14 protein-coding genes, 1 pseudogene and 1 riboswitch are annotated in these 15,447 nt (G+C 71.8%); of the genes and pseudogenes, 11 read left to right on the top strand and 4 right to left on the bottom strand.

Annotated elements, in window-relative coordinates:
• Together ACFW22_RS01930 and ACFW22_RS01935 are read right to left on the bottom strand one after the other, a co-directional pair.
• A pseudogene (locus ACFW22_RS01930) lies at positions 1 to 368 on the bottom strand (hypothetical protein); the annotation flags it as partial.
• A gap of 46 nt (positions 369 to 414) precedes the next feature.
• Complete coding sequence (locus tag ACFW22_RS01935) at positions 415 to 738, bottom strand: hypothetical protein (protein ID WP_386397404.1); 324 nt, start codon at positions 736 to 738, stop codon at positions 415 to 417.
• Between the two features lie 976 nt (positions 739 to 1,714).
• Between ACFW22_RS01935 and dhaK the strand changes: the two genes are divergently transcribed.
• The 10 genes from dhaK to ACFW22_RS01985 all read left to right on the top strand — a co-directional run bounded on the left by dhaK (position 1,715) and on the right by ACFW22_RS01985 (position 11,352).
• The gene (gene dhaK, locus ACFW22_RS01940; protein WP_386397406.1) at positions 1,715 to 2,707 is read left to right on the top strand and encodes a dihydroxyacetone kinase subunit DhaK; all 993 of its coding nucleotides are present in this window, start codon (positions 1,715 to 1,717) and stop codon (positions 2,705 to 2,707) included.
• A 19-nt stretch (positions 2,708 to 2,726) separates the two neighbouring features.
• On the top strand, positions 2,727 to 3,353 hold the full coding sequence (gene dhaL, locus ACFW22_RS01945; protein WP_386397409.1) for a dihydroxyacetone kinase subunit DhaL: 627 nt from the start codon (positions 2,727 to 2,729) through the stop codon (positions 3,351 to 3,353).
• Positions 3,354 to 3,454: 101 nt separating this feature from the next.
• On the top strand, positions 3,455 to 3,838 hold the full coding sequence (locus ACFW22_RS01950) for a PTS-dependent dihydroxyacetone kinase phosphotransferase subunit DhaM (RefSeq protein ID WP_386397557.1): 384 nt from the start codon (positions 3,455 to 3,457) through the stop codon (positions 3,836 to 3,838).
• Positions 3,839 to 3,899: 61 nt separating this feature from the next.
• Positions 3,900 to 4,134: riboswitch (cobalamin riboswitch) on the top strand.
• Between the two features lie 28 nt (positions 4,135 to 4,162).
• Positions 4,163 to 4,861, top strand: coding sequence for an energy-coupling factor ABC transporter permease (locus ACFW22_RS01955; protein WP_386397411.1), 699 nt, complete (start codon positions 4,163 to 4,165; stop codon positions 4,859 to 4,861).
• On the top strand, positions 4,858 to 5,364 hold the full coding sequence (locus tag ACFW22_RS01960) for an energy-coupling factor ABC transporter substrate-binding protein (protein ID WP_386397414.1): 507 nt from the start codon (positions 4,858 to 4,860) through the stop codon (positions 5,362 to 5,364). Before ACFW22_RS01955 ends, ACFW22_RS01960 begins: the two co-directional genes overlap by 4 nt.
• 6 nt (positions 5,365 to 5,370) lie before the next feature.
• Positions 5,371 to 6,120, top strand: coding sequence for a cobalt ECF transporter T component CbiQ (gene cbiQ / locus ACFW22_RS01965; protein WP_386397417.1), 750 nt, complete (start codon positions 5,371 to 5,373; stop codon positions 6,118 to 6,120).
• Complete coding sequence (locus ACFW22_RS01970; RefSeq protein ID WP_386397419.1) at positions 6,117 to 6,980, top strand: ATP-binding cassette domain-containing protein; 864 nt, start codon at positions 6,117 to 6,119, stop codon at positions 6,978 to 6,980. Before cbiQ ends, ACFW22_RS01970 begins: the two co-directional genes overlap by 4 nt.
• Positions 6,981 to 7,207: 227 nt before the next feature.
• Entirely contained in the window at positions 7,208 to 9,223 is a 2,016-nt protein-coding gene (locus tag ACFW22_RS01975; protein ID WP_386397422.1) for an FAD-dependent oxidoreductase, read from the top strand.
• A 46-nt stretch (positions 9,224 to 9,269) separates the two neighbouring features.
• Positions 9,270 to 9,842, top strand: a complete 573-nt coding sequence (locus ACFW22_RS01980; protein WP_386397425.1) for a PadR family transcriptional regulator — start codon at positions 9,270 to 9,272, stop codon at positions 9,840 to 9,842.
• Between the two features lie 115 nt (positions 9,843 to 9,957).
• Entirely contained in the window at positions 9,958 to 11,352 is a 1,395-nt protein-coding gene (locus ACFW22_RS01985; protein WP_386397428.1) for an FAD-dependent oxidoreductase, read from the top strand.
• Positions 11,353 to 11,532: 180 nt separating this feature from the next.
• Here the strand turns inward: ACFW22_RS01985 and ACFW22_RS01990 are convergent, their stop codons facing one another.
• On the bottom strand, positions 11,533 to 12,873 hold the full coding sequence (locus ACFW22_RS01990) for a DUF2252 domain-containing protein (RefSeq protein ID WP_386397430.1): 1,341 nt from the start codon (positions 12,871 to 12,873) through the stop codon (positions 11,533 to 11,535).
• A gap of 183 nt (positions 12,874 to 13,056) precedes the next feature.
• On the opposite strand from ACFW22_RS01990, the gene ACFW22_RS01995 reads away from it, so the two are divergent.
• Positions 13,057 to 13,812 carry a GntR family transcriptional regulator gene (locus ACFW22_RS01995; RefSeq protein WP_386397432.1) on the top strand — a complete coding sequence of 252 codons (756 nt, stop codon included), beginning with the start codon at positions 13,057 to 13,059 and terminating at the stop codon, positions 13,810 to 13,812.
• Positions 13,813 to 13,872: 60 nt separating this feature from the next.
• Here the strand turns inward: ACFW22_RS01995 and ACFW22_RS02000 are convergent, their stop codons facing one another.
• Positions 13,873 to 15,405, bottom strand: coding sequence for an amino acid permease (locus tag ACFW22_RS02000; protein WP_386397435.1), 1,533 nt, complete (start codon positions 15,403 to 15,405; stop codon positions 13,873 to 13,875).
• Positions 15,406 to 15,447 lie beyond the last annotated feature (42 nt).

Below are 15,447 nucleotides of genomic sequence, written 5' to 3' on the forward strand. Positions count from 1 at the left end.
CCTTCCCGGGACAACCCAACCGCCTCCACCGGCGGGGTCGGCCAAGCGCGGGCCCGCCCGGGGCCCCCCCGGCCGGCCGGGCCCCGGGCCCCCCCCGCCCGCCAGTGGCCCCGACTGCAGTTGCGAGGGAAGCTCCACGCGTCACGGGCCCGAGTAGTGGCGACGAAGAGCTGGTTGCGGCTTTTCCTGAGCTCGCGTTCGTATCGCGTGGAGTCGGTCTTCTCATGCTGCTCGACGAAGGCGGTGCGCGGAAGAACGCCACCGCTCTCACCGGTGGTCGCGAGCTTCTGGTACTCGAGTCCCTTGAACCGGCGCGTGGAGAGGAGAGATCCGAGGAAGCCCTTTGCGAGGACGGGGTTGGTCCTCACCGGTTCTCCTTGTCGTTTCTGTCGCGCGGTCGCGGCGCCCGGTCGGTCAGTACGCCGCCAGGTAGACCCGCATGCGATCCCCCGGCACCTCGCCGATGTGGATCTCGATGCCTTGGATGTGGCGGCGCCTTGAGTCGCCGACGCAGGGCGGACACGCACGTGTCGTCCGCACGCTCTTGAGCTCTTGCGGCGGAGTGAGATCGAGGCGCTTGAACCCCTCCCCACTCAACGACGAGGACGACGGACCTTCCACGGCCAGGGGGTAGTCGGGGTGCAGGTCCTCGGTGATCGCCTCCGCGATCTGCTCGTTCGTGACGAAGGACAGCAGGTAGACATTCTCCTGCGGCTGGATCCGTACGGCACCCTTCACCTCCGTCGCCCCCTGGGGGTCCGGATCTTCATGAACGCCGCTGCCTCCGGGGCGCCCGCTCCCTTCTCCCCGCTGGGGGAGGGAACCGTGCGCGTGACGTGGTCCGAGGGAGTGGACGCACAGCCGCCAAGCGTCAGCCCTGCGGCGAGAGCGGCCGCCGGGACCAGCAGGAGGACTCTCGCGGTAGGGCCGGACATCATCGGTTCTTCTCCTCGCCTCGGGACACGTCACCCCGGGTGCCTTCGTGTCCCTGGTCCTCTGGAGTCACGATGCCGGCCGCTCGGATTCGTCGCCCTTCTCCTCCAGCAGAATGCCGCGGGTCACCGGGACGAGGCTCTGCCACCAAGCGGGGACGTCCTTGCGCTCCTTGGGCATGGCTGCCGCGTCCGCCTCGGTCTGCTCCCCTTCGCATCAAGCCGTGCATCGCGCCTGCTGGCAGCCCCTCGCGTAACGTACGGAACGGGGACCGCGTACAGAAAGTGAGATCGGGTCAGAGGGCGTTGGAGTGGCTGAACCGCGCCGCGGCTGGCGCACGCTCCTGAAACCGTGCGGGTCGCGGGGTCAGGACCGAGTTGAGGTTTTCCCGTGATCTCGGACGCCGATGGTTATGCCGAGAGGGCGTGTTGGTGCCACCGCCTGGTCTCGGCCGGAGTGAGGGCAGCGGAAGATCTTGCGCTTGCGCAGGCGGCGGCAATCACAGGAGGTCGCGCCCAGCCACGACCAGGAGTGCCCCACGCACCCGTGCGCGCTCACGATCTCACGCCGATAATTGCGTCATGATGCGCACTCGCAAACCTCGAACGCGACTCCCTGATCTGATTGGGCATCAGGAAAGTCAGCATTGAGTCAGTATCAGTACCGCTCGGAACCGCCTCCCACCGCCTCGAACCGCCAAGATCCATAACTTGCCTCGCCTGCCCTGACCTGCAAAGACCCTGCCCAGCAGCTTGCCCGCCAGTCTCACCAGGAGGTACCCATGAGGATGCTGATCAACGTTCCCGAGACCGTGGTCGCCGATGGTTTGCGGGGGATGGCCGCGGCACATCCCGAGTGGACGGTGGACGTGGAGCGACGGGTGGTGATGCGCCGCGACGCGCCGGTGGCGGGAAAGGTCGCCCTGGTGTCCGGCGGCGGGTCCGGGCACGAGCCCCTGCATGCCGGGTTCGTCGGGCCCGGCATGCTGGACGCCGCTTGTCCGGGGGAGGTCTTCACCTCGCCCGTGCCCGACCAGATGGTGCGGGCCGCGGCTGCCGTCGACAGCGGCGCCGGAGTGCTGTTCGTCATCAAGAACTACACCGGCGACGTGCTGAACTTCGAGATGGCCGCCGAGCTGGCCGAGGACGAGGGGATCCAGGTCGCCAAGGTCCTCGTCGACGACGACGTGGCAGTGACGGACAGCCTGTACACGGCGGGCCGACGGGGCACCGGGGGAACGCTGTTCGTGGAGAAGATCGCCGGTGCGGCCGCCGAAGGGGGCGCGCCGCTGGAACGGGTGGAGTCACTCGCCCGTCGGGTCAACGCGCGGTCCCGTTCCTTCGGGGTGGCCCTGAGCGCCTGCTCCACCCCCGCGAAGGGCAGTCCCACCTTCGACCTCCCCACGGGGGAGATCGAGTTGGGGATCGGCATCCACGGCGAGCCGGGCCGCGAGCGGCGGGCGATGATGACCTCGCGGGAGATCGCGGACTTCGCGGTCGACGCGGTCCTGGACGACCTCCGCCCGGCCGGGCCCGTGATCGCCCTGGTCAACGGCATGGGCGCGACCCCGCTGCTGGAGCTGTACGGCTTCAACTCCGAGGTGCACCGGGTGCTGGGCGAGCGGGGCGTGCCGGTGGTCCGGACGCTCGTCGGAAACTACGTGACGTCGCTCGACATGGCCGGTTGCTCGGTCACCCTGTGCGAGGTAGACGAGGAGTTGCTGCGCCTGTGGGACGCTCCGGTGCAGACGCCGGCTCTGCGCTGGGGTCGGTGAGACGGGAGTGGGGAGCAGCATGACGGAGACCATTGACGCCGGGTTCCTGGTGCGTTGGTTGGCGGCGGTGTCCGAGGACGTCGACCGCGAGGCGGACCGGCTCACCGAACTGGACTCGGCGATCGGGGACGCCGACCACGGCGTCAACCTCAAGCGGGGGTTCACCGCCGTGACGGAGGCGCTGGCGAAGGAGCCGCCGGTGACTCCGGGTGCCGTGCTGGTAGCGGCCGGACGGCAGCTCATCTCCACGGTCGGCGGCGCGTCGGGGCCGCTGTACGGGACGCTGCTGCGGCGCGCCGGGAAGGCCCTGGGAGGGGACGGGGAGGTCAGCCGCGCGCGGTTGGCGGAGGCGCTCGATGCCGGCGTGTCCGCGGTGGCGCAGTTGGGCGGTGCGCAGGTCGGTGACAAGACGATGCTGGACGCGCTCGTACCGGCCGTGGAGGGGCTGCGGAGCTCGTTCGAGGCGGCCCGGGCCGCGGCGGAGGGGGGTGCCCTCGCGACCGTGCCCCTCCGGGCGCGCAAGGGGCGGGCCAGTTATCTCGGGGAGCGGTCGATCGGGCACCAGGATCCGGGGGCGACCTCCTCGGCGCTGCTGTTCGCCGCCCTTGCCGACGCCGCGGAAGCGGAGACGGGGGCGGGGGCATGAGTGGGGGCATGGGTGGGGCGGTCGGGGGCACCGAGGTCCCGGCCGCTTCCGCCCCCTCTCCCCCTCCCTCGCCCCCGGCGCCAGCGCCAGCGCCGGTCGGCATCGTGTTGGTGTCGCACAGCGCCGCGGTCGCTGCGGCGGTGGCCGAGTTGGCCCGGGGGCTCGCGGGTGGGGGCGAGGCTCCGGTGCTGGCGGCCGGCGGGGCTCCGGGCGGTGGTCTGGGGACGAGCGCCGAGCTGATCTGCAGGGCGGCGAAGGAGGCGGACCGGGGGGCCGGGGTGGCGCTCCTGGTCGATCTGGGCAGTGCGGTCCTGACCGTCAAGGCCTTGCTCGCCGAGGGTGACGAACTGCCGGAACGGTCCAGACTGGTGGACGCTCCGTTCGTCGAGGGGGCGGTCGCCGCACTGGTCACGGCGAGCGCCGGCGGGGACCTCGACGCGGTGGCGGCGGCGGCCTCGGAGGCGTACTCCTACCGCAAGGGTTGAGCGTGCGGGGTGCTCCGGAGCCGTGTGCGCGGAGTGAGCGGGGGACCGCTCCGGGTGGTGGTCGTGTTGTGATCCAGCAGGTCAACACACTACTGTCACAGGGCCTTGGTGTACGGGAAACCGGTGCAGTACCGGTGCGGCCCTCGCCACTGTGATCGGGAGGTCCGACTCCACCCTCCGGGGAAGTTCCCGGGGGAAGCCACTGGACCGCCGCGGGAGACCGTTGCGGTGTGGGAAGGCGGAGTCGGGCCGCATGACCGTCAGCCAGGAGACCGGCCAGGGCGCGTTGTCCATCCACGAGGTGCTGGAGAGGGTCTTCCCACCATGCATATAGCCGAGGGGTACCTACCCCCCGTGCACGCTGCCGCCTGGGGCGTCGCAGCTGCTCCGTTCGTCGTCCACGGGGTTCGCGCGCTGACCCGCGAAGTCCGGTCGAATCCCGATTCCACCCTGTTGCTCGGTGCGTCGGGCGCCTTCACCTTCGTCCTGTCGGCGCTCAAGCTTCCTTCGGTGACCGGGAGTTGTTCCCATCCGACCGGCACGGGGTTGGGTGCGATCCTGTTCCGGCCGCCGATCATGGCGGTGCTGGGAACGATCACCCTGCTCTTCCAAGCCCTGCTGCTCGCGCACGGGGGCCTGACCACGCTCGGGGCGAACGCCTTCTCCATGGCGATCGTCGGCCCTTGGGCGGGGTACGGGACGTACCGGTTGGTGCGGCGGTTCGGTGCTCCGCTGATGGTGGCCGTGTTCTTCGGCGCCTTCGTCGCCGACCTCTCCACGTACTGCGTCACCAGCGTGCAGTTGGCCCTGGCGTTCCCGGACCCGGGCAGCGGCGTGCTGGGGGCGCTCGCCAAGTTCGGCGGGATCTTCGCCGTGACCCAGATCCCCCTCGCCGTGAGCGAGGGCCTGTTGACGGTGCTCGTGATGCGGCTGCTCACGCAGTCCAGCAAGGGCGACCTGATCCGGCTCGGCGTCCTCGGACGGACGCGTGTGCAGCGGCAGCAGGAGGAGGCGGTCTCATGATGCATCGCAACACGAAGATCAACGGTCTGCTGCTGCTCGTCGTCGCCGCGCTCGCGGTGCTGCCCCTGGCGCTGGGCCTCGGCGACCACAAGGAGGAGCCGTTCTCCGGGTCCGACGGCGAGGCCGAGAGCGCGATCACCGAGCTCCAGCCGGACTACGAGCCGTGGTTCAGCCCGCTGTACGAGCCCCCGTCCGGTGAGATCGAGTCGGCGCTCTTCGCGCTCCAGGCGGCGATCGGCGCCGGAGTCCTGGCGTACTACTTCGGTCTGCGGCGGGGCCGCCGTCAAGGTGAGGCCCGGGCCCGGGCCGGCGTCTCCGCCCCGGTCGAGGACCCCGCCCTGCACAGTGCCCGGGCGGACGGCGTGGCGGCGGACGGCGGGACCGCCGACCGCGACGGCCGGGCACCCTCCCCGTCCGGCACCGGCAGGACGGCCCTCCGCGGCACGCCGGAGGCGGGATCGTCCGGCGCCGGGGCGTCGTCCCCCGACGGACCGGGCGCGTAACCGCCGATGCTGCCGATCGACGCGGCGGCGCACAGCAGTCGCTGGCGCCGCCGCCACCCGGCCGAGAAGGCGCTGCTCGGCTTCGGCCTGACGCTGTGTGCGGTGTGCCTGCCGCCGTGGCCGGGCGCACTGCTCGTGGCGGCAGCCACGCTCACGGTCCTGCTCGGCCCGGCCGGGGTGCCGGGTCGCCAGTTGTGGCGGGCGTTCCGCGTTCCGTTGGGCTTCTGCGTCACCGGGGCCGTTCCGCTGCTCTTCGAGGTGGGTGGGGCCCGGGGGTTCGTGGCCCTCGCACCCGACGGTCCGGTGCACGCGGGAGAGCTGCTGTTGCGTACCGCCGCGGCTTCGCTCGGAGTGCTGCTGTTCGCCTTCACGACGCCGATGTCCGACGTGCTGCCCCGGCTGGTGAGGGCGGGGGTGCCGGCACCGGTGGTGGACGTGGCGCTCGTGATGTACCGGATCGTCTTCCTGCTGCTCGACTCGCTGTCCAAGATCCGGCAGGCCCAGGCGGCACGGCTCGGGCACACCACCCGGACCGCGACCTGGCGTTCCCTCGCGGGGCTCGGCGCGACCGCGTTCGTGCGGGCCTTCGACCGGGCACAGCGGCTGCAGTCGGGGCTCGCCGGCCGCGGTTACGACGGCACGCTCCGGGTCCTGGTGCCGGGCCGGGCCGTCGCTCCGCGGTTCCTCGCGGCGACGGGAGCGCTCCTCGCGGGGCTCGTCGCCCTCACCCTCGTACTGGAAAGGTTCCTCCCGTGACGTCTTCGATCCCCGTCGTGGAACTGGTGGAGGCGGGATTCGCCTACGAGGACGGGCCCGCGGTCCTGTCCGGGGTGGACTTCGCGGTGGCCGAGGGACGTGCGGTCGCGCTCCTCGGCCGGAACGGCAGCGGCAAGACGACGCTGCTGAGGCTGCTGAGCGGGGGGCTGCGCTGCGGTGGCGGTGCGCTGCTCCTGGACGGGGCCCCGGTGACGTACGACCGGAAGGGGCTGACCCGGCTGCGGAGCACGGTGCAGTTGGTCGTGCAGGATCCGGACGACCAGTTGTTCGCGGCCTCGGTCGCCCAGGACGTGTCGTTCGGTCCGATGAACCTGGGACTGCCCGAGGAGGAGGTGCGACTGCGGGTGCGGGAGGCGCTGGAGGCGCTGGACATCGTGGCCCTGGAGGACCGGCCGACACACCTGTTGTCGTACGGGCAGCGGAAGCGTGCCGCGATCGCGGGTGCCGTGGCGATGCGGCCCCGGGTCCTGATCATGGACGAGCCCACGGCCGGGCTCGACCCGCACGGCCAGGAGAGGCTCCTGGAGACCCTCCACCGGCTGCGGGAGGCGGGAACGACCGTGGTGATGGCGACGCACGACGTGGACCTCGCGCTGCGGTGGGCGGACGAGGCGGCGGTGCTCTCCCCGACCGGCCTGCGCACCGGTCCGGTCGCCGAGCTCCTCTCGGACGACGTCCTGCTGGACGCGGCCCGGTTGCGCCGGCCGTGGGCGGCGGCCGTGACGCGCCTGCTGCGGTCCCACGGCCTGCTGGGCGTGGGCGCGGACGCGCCCAGGACTCCGGAGGACCTGGAGGCGTGGGTCGGGCCGGAGGTGTCGGTGCCGCAGCGCCCGTCCTGAGTCGCCCGGCGGCGCCGTGCGGAGCCCGTGCCCCCGCCCCGCACGGACCGTCCGGGTGGCGCGGCACGCCTTCGGGGGGGGGCGGGTCGCGGGTGCCGGGCGGTGCGGGCTCCCCATGGGCTACTGAGTAGTAGAAATCACTCCCCCATTCTTCTGCAACTAGTTGCAGAAGGCGCATCGGGTCACCTAGAACTGAGGTCGACGACCCCTGCGCGAGGAGACGCCCCATGACCCCGTACCCGCACCTGCTGAGCCCGCTCGACCTCGGGTTCACCACCCTGCCCAACCGGGTGATCATGGGCTCGATGCACGTCGGCCTGGAGGAGACCGAGCACGGTTTCGAGCGCATGGCGGCCTTCTACGCCGAGCGCGCCCGCGGCGGCGTGGGCCTCATCGTCACGGGCGGCATCGCCCCCAACGAGGCCGGCCGCCCCTGGGACGGCGGGGCCAAGCTGACCACGGCGGAGGAGGTCGCCGAGCACCGCCTGATCACCGGTGCGGTGCACGCCGAGGGCGGGCGCATCGCCATGCAGATCCTGCACTTCGGCCGCTACGCCTACCACCCCGGCCTCGTCGGCCCCAGCCCGATCCAGGCGCCCATCAGCCCCTTCGTGCCGAACGAGCTGACCGACGCGGAGGTGGAGCAGACCGTCGAGGACTACGCCCGCTGCGCCGAGCTCGCCAAGGAGGCCGGGTACGACGGCGTCGAGGTGATGGGCTCCGAGGGCTACCTCATCAACGAATTCATCGCCTCCGCGACCAACCGGCGCACCGACCGCTGGGGCGGCTCGTACGAGAACCGCGTCCGGTTCCCGCTGGAGATCGTCCGCCGGATCCGCGAGCGGGTGGGCGAGGACTTCATCCTCGTCTACCGCCTCTCCATGCTGGACCTCGTCCCCGGCGGCTCCACCCTGGAGGAGGTCGTCCAGCTCGCCAAGGAGATCGAGGCCGCGGGCGCGACCATCATCAACACCGGCATCGGCTGGCACGAGGCCCGCATCCCCACCATCGCCACCTCCGTGCCGCGCGGCGCCTACACCTGGGTGACGAAGAAGCTGATGGGCGCCGTTTCCGTGCCGCTCGTCACCTCCAACCGCATCAACACCCCCGAGGTGGCCGAGGAGATCCTCGCCGACGGCCGCGCCGACCTGGTCTCCCTGGCCCGCCCGTTCCTCGCGGACCCCGACTTCGTCGCGAAGGCCACCGCCGACCGCGCCGACACGATCAACACCTGCATCGGCTGCAACCAGGCCTGCCTCGACCACACCTTCAACCTGAAGATCACCTCCTGCCTGGTCAACCCGCGCGCCTGTCACGAAACCGAGCTCGTCCTCTCCCCCACCCGCCTCGCCAAGCGCGTCGCGGTCGTCGGCGCCGGCCCCGCCGGGCTCTCCTGCGCGGTGTCGGCCGCCGAGCGCGGGCACGCCGTCACCCTCTTCGACGCCGCCGCCGAGATCGGCGGTCAGTTGAACGTCGCGAAGCGGGTTCCGGGCAAGGAGGAGTTCGACGAGACGCTGCGCTACTTCCGCGTCCAGCTCGCCGAGCACGGCATCGAGGTCCGCCTGAACACGCACGTCTCCGCCGCCGACCTGGAGGGCTACGACGAGGTCGTCGTGGCCACGGGCGTCACCCCCCGCACGCCCGGCATCCCGGGCGAGGACCACCCGAGCGTCCTCAGCTACCTCGACGTGCTGCGGGACGGCGCACCGGTCGGCGAGCGGGTCGCGGTCATCGGTGCGGGCGGCATCGGCTTCGACGTCGCCGAGTTCCTCACGGACGGCGGCGAGGGCGCGAGCCAGGACCCCGAGACGTACTTCCGCCAGTGGGGCGTCGACACCTCGTACGAGAACCGGGGCGGGCTGCGCGCGCCCGAGCGCAACGCGCCGCCGCGCCAGGTGCACCTGCTCCAGCGCAAGACGTCCAAGGTCGGCGCGGGCCTCGGCAAGACGACCGGCTGGATCCACCGCACCGAACTCAAGCACCGGGGCGTCACCATGGTGGCGGGCGTCTCGTACGACCGGATCGACGACGCGGGCCTGCACCTCACGATCGACGGGGAGGCACAGCTCCTGCCGGTCGACACGATCGTGCTGTGCGCCGGCCAGGAGCCCCGCCGCGACCTGTACGAGGAGCTGCTGGCGGCAGGCCGTTCGGCACACCTCATCGGTGGTGCGGACGTCGCCGCCGAACTGGACGCGAAGCGGGCCATCGACCAGGGCACCCGGCTCGCCGCCAGCCTGTGACCGCCGCTCCGTGATCACCGTGGCCGGCCGAACCTAGGATGCGAGCATGTCCCTCCCGCACGCGATCCTCACCGCGCTGCTCGAAAAGCCGTCCTCCGGCCTCGAACTGACGCGCCGCTTCGACAAGTCGATCGGCTACTTCTGGTCGGCCACCCACCAGCAGATCTACCGCGAGCTCGGCAAGCTGGAGCAGGCGGGGCACATCCGCGCCCTGCCCGCTCCGGTGCCCGCGCGGGGGCAGAAGAAGGAGTACGAGGTACTGCCCGCGGGCAGGGCGGAACTGGCCGGCTGGGTGGGGAAGGCCGAGGACCCGAAACCGCTGCGGTCCGCCCTGCTGCTGCGGATGCGGGCCGCGGCGATGGTCGGTTCGGCGGGCCTCCGGACCGAGCTGGAACGGCACCTCGCCCTGCACCGGGAACAGCTGGACGAGTACCTCGCGATCGAGGACCGGGACTTCCCCGCGGAACGCCGGCGCACCGAGCCGGACCGGCTGCGCCACCTGGTGCTCCGGGGCGGGGTGGACCTGGAGCGGTTCTGGGTGGAATGGCTGACGAACGCGCTGGCCGAGCTCGGGCCGGAGGACGGTTCCGAGCCCGGAGCGGGGCCCGGGTCCCCCTGACGGGAAACGGCCTTGTGCGCACGTGGCTCCTCCGGCCCCGGAGCCGGGTGACGACGCCCTCGAACCGGTTCGTGGATACTGGTCGGTTGTAGTTCCACGACACGAAAGGGCCGGCATGGCCAACGACTTGGGGCACTGCGGAACACGTCATGCAGTGGTCATCGGGGGAAGTCTCGCCGGACTGCTTGCCGCTCGGGTGCTCGCCGAGCACGCCGAGAGGGTGACGGTCGTCGAGCGCGACCGTCTCCCCGAGGGGCCGGACGCCCGACCGGGGGTCCCCCAGGGCAGACACCTCCACGTCCTCATCCCGGGCGGACAACGGGCACTCGACGAACTGCTCCCCGGCTTCATGCGGGAGCTCGGCGAGCTCGGCGCCCCCCGGGTGGGCGTTCCCGAGGACATGGTCCAGTGGCAGAACGGCCGGTGGTTCCGCCGGTCCCCCGCCACGGCGCACTTCTCCACCGGTCCGCGCGCCCAACTGGAGTGGCTGGTCCGCGAGCGGGTCCTCGCCGATCCGCGCATCGAGCTGATCGGGGGCACCGAGACCACCGGCCTCGTCGGCGACTCCTCGCGCGTCCGGGGCGTTCGGGTCCGCGCGCGCGGCACGGAAGCCCGCGCGGAGTCGCGCGTCCTGGAGGCCGACCTCGTCGTGGACGCCTCCGGGCGGTCCACGAAGGCGGCGGACTGGCTGGCCGGGATCGGTGCGGAGGCCCCGTACGAGGAAACCCTCGACACGGGCCTCGCGTACGGCACCCGGCTCTACCGCGCCTCGCCGGAGGGACCGGACACCGACGCGCTCGGCTACTACATCGTCCCCCATCCGACGCAGCAGTACGGCGCCGTCGTGCTGCCCCTGGGGGACGGGACGCACCTGGTCACCCTCTCCGGACTGCGCGGCAACGAGCCGCCCACGGAGGAGGGCTCCTTCGAGGAGTACGCGAAGCGGCTGCCCCATCCGGTGATCAGCGATTGGCTCTCGCGGGCCGAGCCGATCTCTCCGGTCCACGGCTTCCGGGGGACGTCCAACGTCAGGCGCCGGTACGACCGTCCGGGGCGTCGTCCGGCCGGCTTCCTCGCCACCGGCGATGCGCTCTGCACCTTCAACCCGATCTACGGACAGGGCATGGCCGTCGCCGCGCTCAGCGCGGTCGCGCTGCGCCGCGCGCTCGCCGACCCTAAGCACACGCCCACCACGAGGACCGTGCAGAAGGCCCTGCTCGACGCGTCGAAGCAGGCGTGGGACATCTCGGCGGGCGCAGACCGGAAGATGCCCGGGGCCATCGGCGACACGGGACGCCCCGGCCCGGCGGACAAGGCGGTCAGCTGGTATCTGAGGCGGGTGCAGGCACGGGCCGCCGGCGACCCGGTCGTGGGAGCGCCGTTCCGCGCCGCTCTGACCCTGACCGCACCGCTGACCTCGCTGTTCGCACCGGCCGTGGCGAAGGCGGTGCTGTTCGGCCCGGTCCACGCGACGCCCGCGGAACCCCCGCTGCGCCGCTTCGAGGCATAGGGGGCGGGCGGGTCCGCCGGTCGTGCCGGCGCTCGGCGCGGTGCGAACGGGGCGGGCGGGTCCACGGACGGCGGCGCCCCGGGGCCACGGACGAGGGCGCGCTCCCGCGCGGGCCGCGCTCCCGCGGTCGCCGGAGCGCGGCCCCACCCGAGCCGTCCGCTCCGGCCCCGGTCGCCCGCCTCAGACGCCCGGAGCCGCCGTCACCATGCCTGCGGCTATGGCGGCTCCCAGCGCCGCGTAGTCATCGGCGTTCTGGCCCGCGTAGGCGAGGGCGAAGTCGGCGACCGCACGGTCGAAGACGTCCGAGGTGCCGAGGTACGCGGCGATGGCGATCCGGTCGCCGGAGCGGGCGTGGGCACGGGCCAGGGTCCGGCCGCACAACCGTGCGTATTCCCGGAGGACGACCGGGGACATCGTCTCGACCTCGGCGGATCCCTTCATGTCGCGCAGTTGGCGCCAGTAGAAGTGGCGCTGCTCGGGCCCGGTCATCCAGCCGAGGAAGATGTCGCTGGCGGCTTGCATGAGCCGCTGCCCGCAGACCACCCGACGCCCCTGGTGGGGGTAGGCGGTGGGCGGCAGGTACTGCTCCAGGACGGAGCGGCCGGCCTCCTTGACCTGGAGGAAGAGCGGGTCTGCCTGGTCCCGTCCTTCGAGCAGGAGGACGAAGCAGCGGGTGCCGACGCTGCCCACTCCGACGACCTTGCGGGCCGCGTCGACGAAGCGGTAGCGGTCGAGGAGCACCCGGCGTTCTTCGGCCAGGGAGCTGCGGTAGTCGCTGAAGACCTTGCCGAGGGTGACCCGGTCGAGGTCCGTGGCGCGTTCGAGGAGGGGCGGGTCGTCGACGATGTGCCGGTTCCCGGTCCCGTCCTCCTCGGTCAGCTTGCCGAGGGCCTGGAGGCTCGTGCGGCGGCGGGCCCGGTCGAGTCGCCGGGTCACGCGGGCGCGGTCGTTGCGGCGCACGAAGGACACCAGGTCATCGGCTGCGATCCGCTCGTACCAGACGGCGAGTTCACCGAGACCGGCGAGGCGCTGCATGGCCGTCCGGTACGCCTCGACGGCGACCAGGGCGGCGCGGTGGGCCTTGGGCTTGGCGCTGCCGTTCTGGAGGGCGGCGACGGTGATGCTGGCGGCGAGCCTCTTGACGTCCCATTCGAAGGGTCCGGGGAGGGTCTCGTCGAAGTCGTTGACGTCGAAGAGGAGCGTCCGTTCGGGTGAGGCGTAGACCCCGAAGTTGAGCAGGTGGGCGTCGCCGCAGAGTTGGACGGTGAGCCCGGTGTGGCGCTGGGCGGCCAGATCGGCGGCCATCACCGCGGCGGCGCCGCGCAGGAAGGCGAAGGGGGAGGCCGCCATCCTGCCGTAGCGGAGGGGGACGAGGTCGGGGAGCCGGTCCACGGACTGGCGCTCCAGGACGTCCAGCGGGTCGGGGCGCTGCGAACTGGGTATCCAGCGGCCGTGGGAGGTGCGAGGGACGCGCTTGCGGGCGGCCTTGCCCCGAGCGACCCGTTCTGACGGCGTTGTCATCCGGCCTCACCCACCTCTTCCCGCTAGCTCGCCATCGGCCCGTCACCTGGAACCTCATTACAAGGCGCGACATTCGTTTCGGCCACTCTGGAGGGCCGAGCTAGCTAAATGGTTTAGACCAATGATAGGAATTAATCACCCAACCGAACCACGCTGTCACGCTGAGCAAAGAGAGGGTTGATCATGGCCCAGCCCGATTCCGAGGCGGCGGACGTTCCGCTCTACCTCCGGGTCGCCGCCGCCCTGCGCGAGGACCTCGCCCAACGACGCGTCCCTCCCGGCAGCCGGCTCCCGTCGGAGCGATCACTGTCCCAGCGCTACCACGTCAACCGGCAGACCGTCCGCAGTGCGCTCCAACTCCTCAGGGACGAAAGACTCGTGGTCACCGACCGGCGCGGCACCTTTGCGGCCGTCCCGGAAGTCGAGCCCGAGCCCACCGTTCCGGCCCTCACGGCCCGCCGACCGACGTTCCCCGGCGGGCCTCGGGCCGCCGAGGCGCTGGTACGGGCCTCACTCCTCTGGGAGGCGCCGCCCATCCCGCTCGCACCACGGCTCCTGCTCACCCCGGGGGAACCCACCCTCGTCCACCGGCACACGGTACTCGGCCCCCAAGGGGCGGCACTCCAGCGTGCGGTGACGTGGTTCTCCCGACCGGCCCTCGCCGAGATCCCCCAACTCTCCCGGTACCGGCGCGGCAGGGACTGCCGCCAACAACCCGACCTCCGACTGCTGTACCACTGGATGCACCAGGCCGGGCTGCGGATCACCCATCGCGAATCGGTCCGCGTCCCGCCCGCCCCGGTCGCGACGGCGGCCGGCGGCACGGCCCGACTGAGCGTCCACCGGGTCGTCACCGACCAGCACGGGCACGCCCTGGAGATCACTGACATCGATTTCTCGGCCCAGTCGGCCTCCTGGACCTACGAGTTCAGCGCTTGACGGTGCTGCGGCCCCGTCCCGCCCCGGCGCATTCCACGGGGCGGGGCCGCAGCGGCTCCCTCAGACGATCCCCTCGGAGATCTCCGCCTCCTCGCGGGCGCTCCCGTACGCGGTCGGCGTGCCGTACGAGCGGCGGGCGACGTACCACCAGATGCTGGCGAGGACGAGCACGACGGCCAGTGCGATGACCGCGTAGTTCATGGTGTCGACGTTCACCGGGGACTTCTGCGGAAGACAGAACAGGACGGTCACGAGCGCGACCCAGACGACGGCGGTCCAGCCGATCGGCTTGCTCCAGCGGCCCAGGTTCCAGGGGCCGGGGACGAAACGCCGGCCGGCGCGCAGGCGCAGGTAGATGGGGATGGCGTAGGCGGGCGTGATGCCGATGACGTTGATCGCGGTGACGGCACCGTAGGCGGTGGCCGAGTAGAGGGAGGGGACGGCGAGCAGCGCGGCCACGGCAACCGCGAGCCAGACGGCCGGAACGGGGGTCTGGGTGCGGGCGCTGACCTTGCGCCAGAGCGCGGAACCGGGCAGGGCGTTGTCCCGGCTGAAGGCGAACACCATGCGGCTCGCTGCGGCCACCTCCGCGTTGCCACAGAAGAGTTGGGCGACGATCACGACGAGCAGCAGGGCGCTGGCGCCGCCGGAGCCGAGCGCGTCCAGGAGGATCTGGGCGGGCGGGACTCCGGTGGCGCTGTTCTGGGTGGCGGCATAGTCCTGGATCGCGAAGGTGAGTCCGGCGAGCAGGGCGAAGCCTGCGATCCAGGAGACCCAGATGGCCCGGACGATGCCCTTGGCCGCGGTGACGGAGGCGTTGGAGGTCTCTTCGGACAGGTGCGCCGAGGCGTCGTAGCCGGAGAAGGTGTACTGGGCGAGGAGGAGGCCGATCGCGGCGACGTAGAAGGGGTTGGCCCAGCCGGTGTCGTTGACGAACTCGGTGAACACGAACTCGACCGACTGGTGCCGCTCGGGAACGAAGGCCAGCGCGCCCACGATGACCGCGACGCCGATCAGGTGCCACCAGACGCTCAGGGAGTTGAGGAGGCTGACCAGGTGGACGCCGAAGAGGTTGAGGACGGCGTGCAGGAGCAGGATCACGAGGAAGATCACGAAGGTGGATCCGGGGGTGGGGACGAAGCCCCACTGGAGGTTGAGGAAGGCCCCGGTGAAGAGGGCCGCACCGTAGTCGATGCCGGCGATGGCCCCGAGCAGGCCGAGCAGGTTCAGCCAGCCGGTGTACCAGCCCCAGCGGCGTCCGCCGAGCCGGTCGGCCATGTAGTAGAGGGCGCCGGAGGTCGGGTAGGCACTGGTGACCTCGGCGAGGGCGAGGCCGACGCAGAGGACGAAGAGCCCCACTCCGGCCCAGCCCCACATCATCACGGCGGGGCCGCCGGTCCCCAGGCCGAAGCCGTAGAGGGTCATGCAGCCCGAGAGGATGGAGATGACCGAGAAGCTGATCGCGAAGTTGCCGAAACCGTTCATCCGGCGGGCGAGGACGGGTTGGTAACCGAGTTCCCGGAGTCTGGCCTCCTCGTCCCGGGGTGGTGGTGGGGTGCGCATCGCATCGGTCGGGGCATCGGTTCGGGACATGCGGACCTCCGGGGACGGGAGAGCGGGACGGGGAAGGAAGGG

It is taken from the genome of Streptomyces sp. NPDC058872, from assembly GCF_042743065.1.
GTDB lineage: Bacteria > Actinomycetota > Actinomycetes > Streptomycetales > Streptomycetaceae > Streptomyces.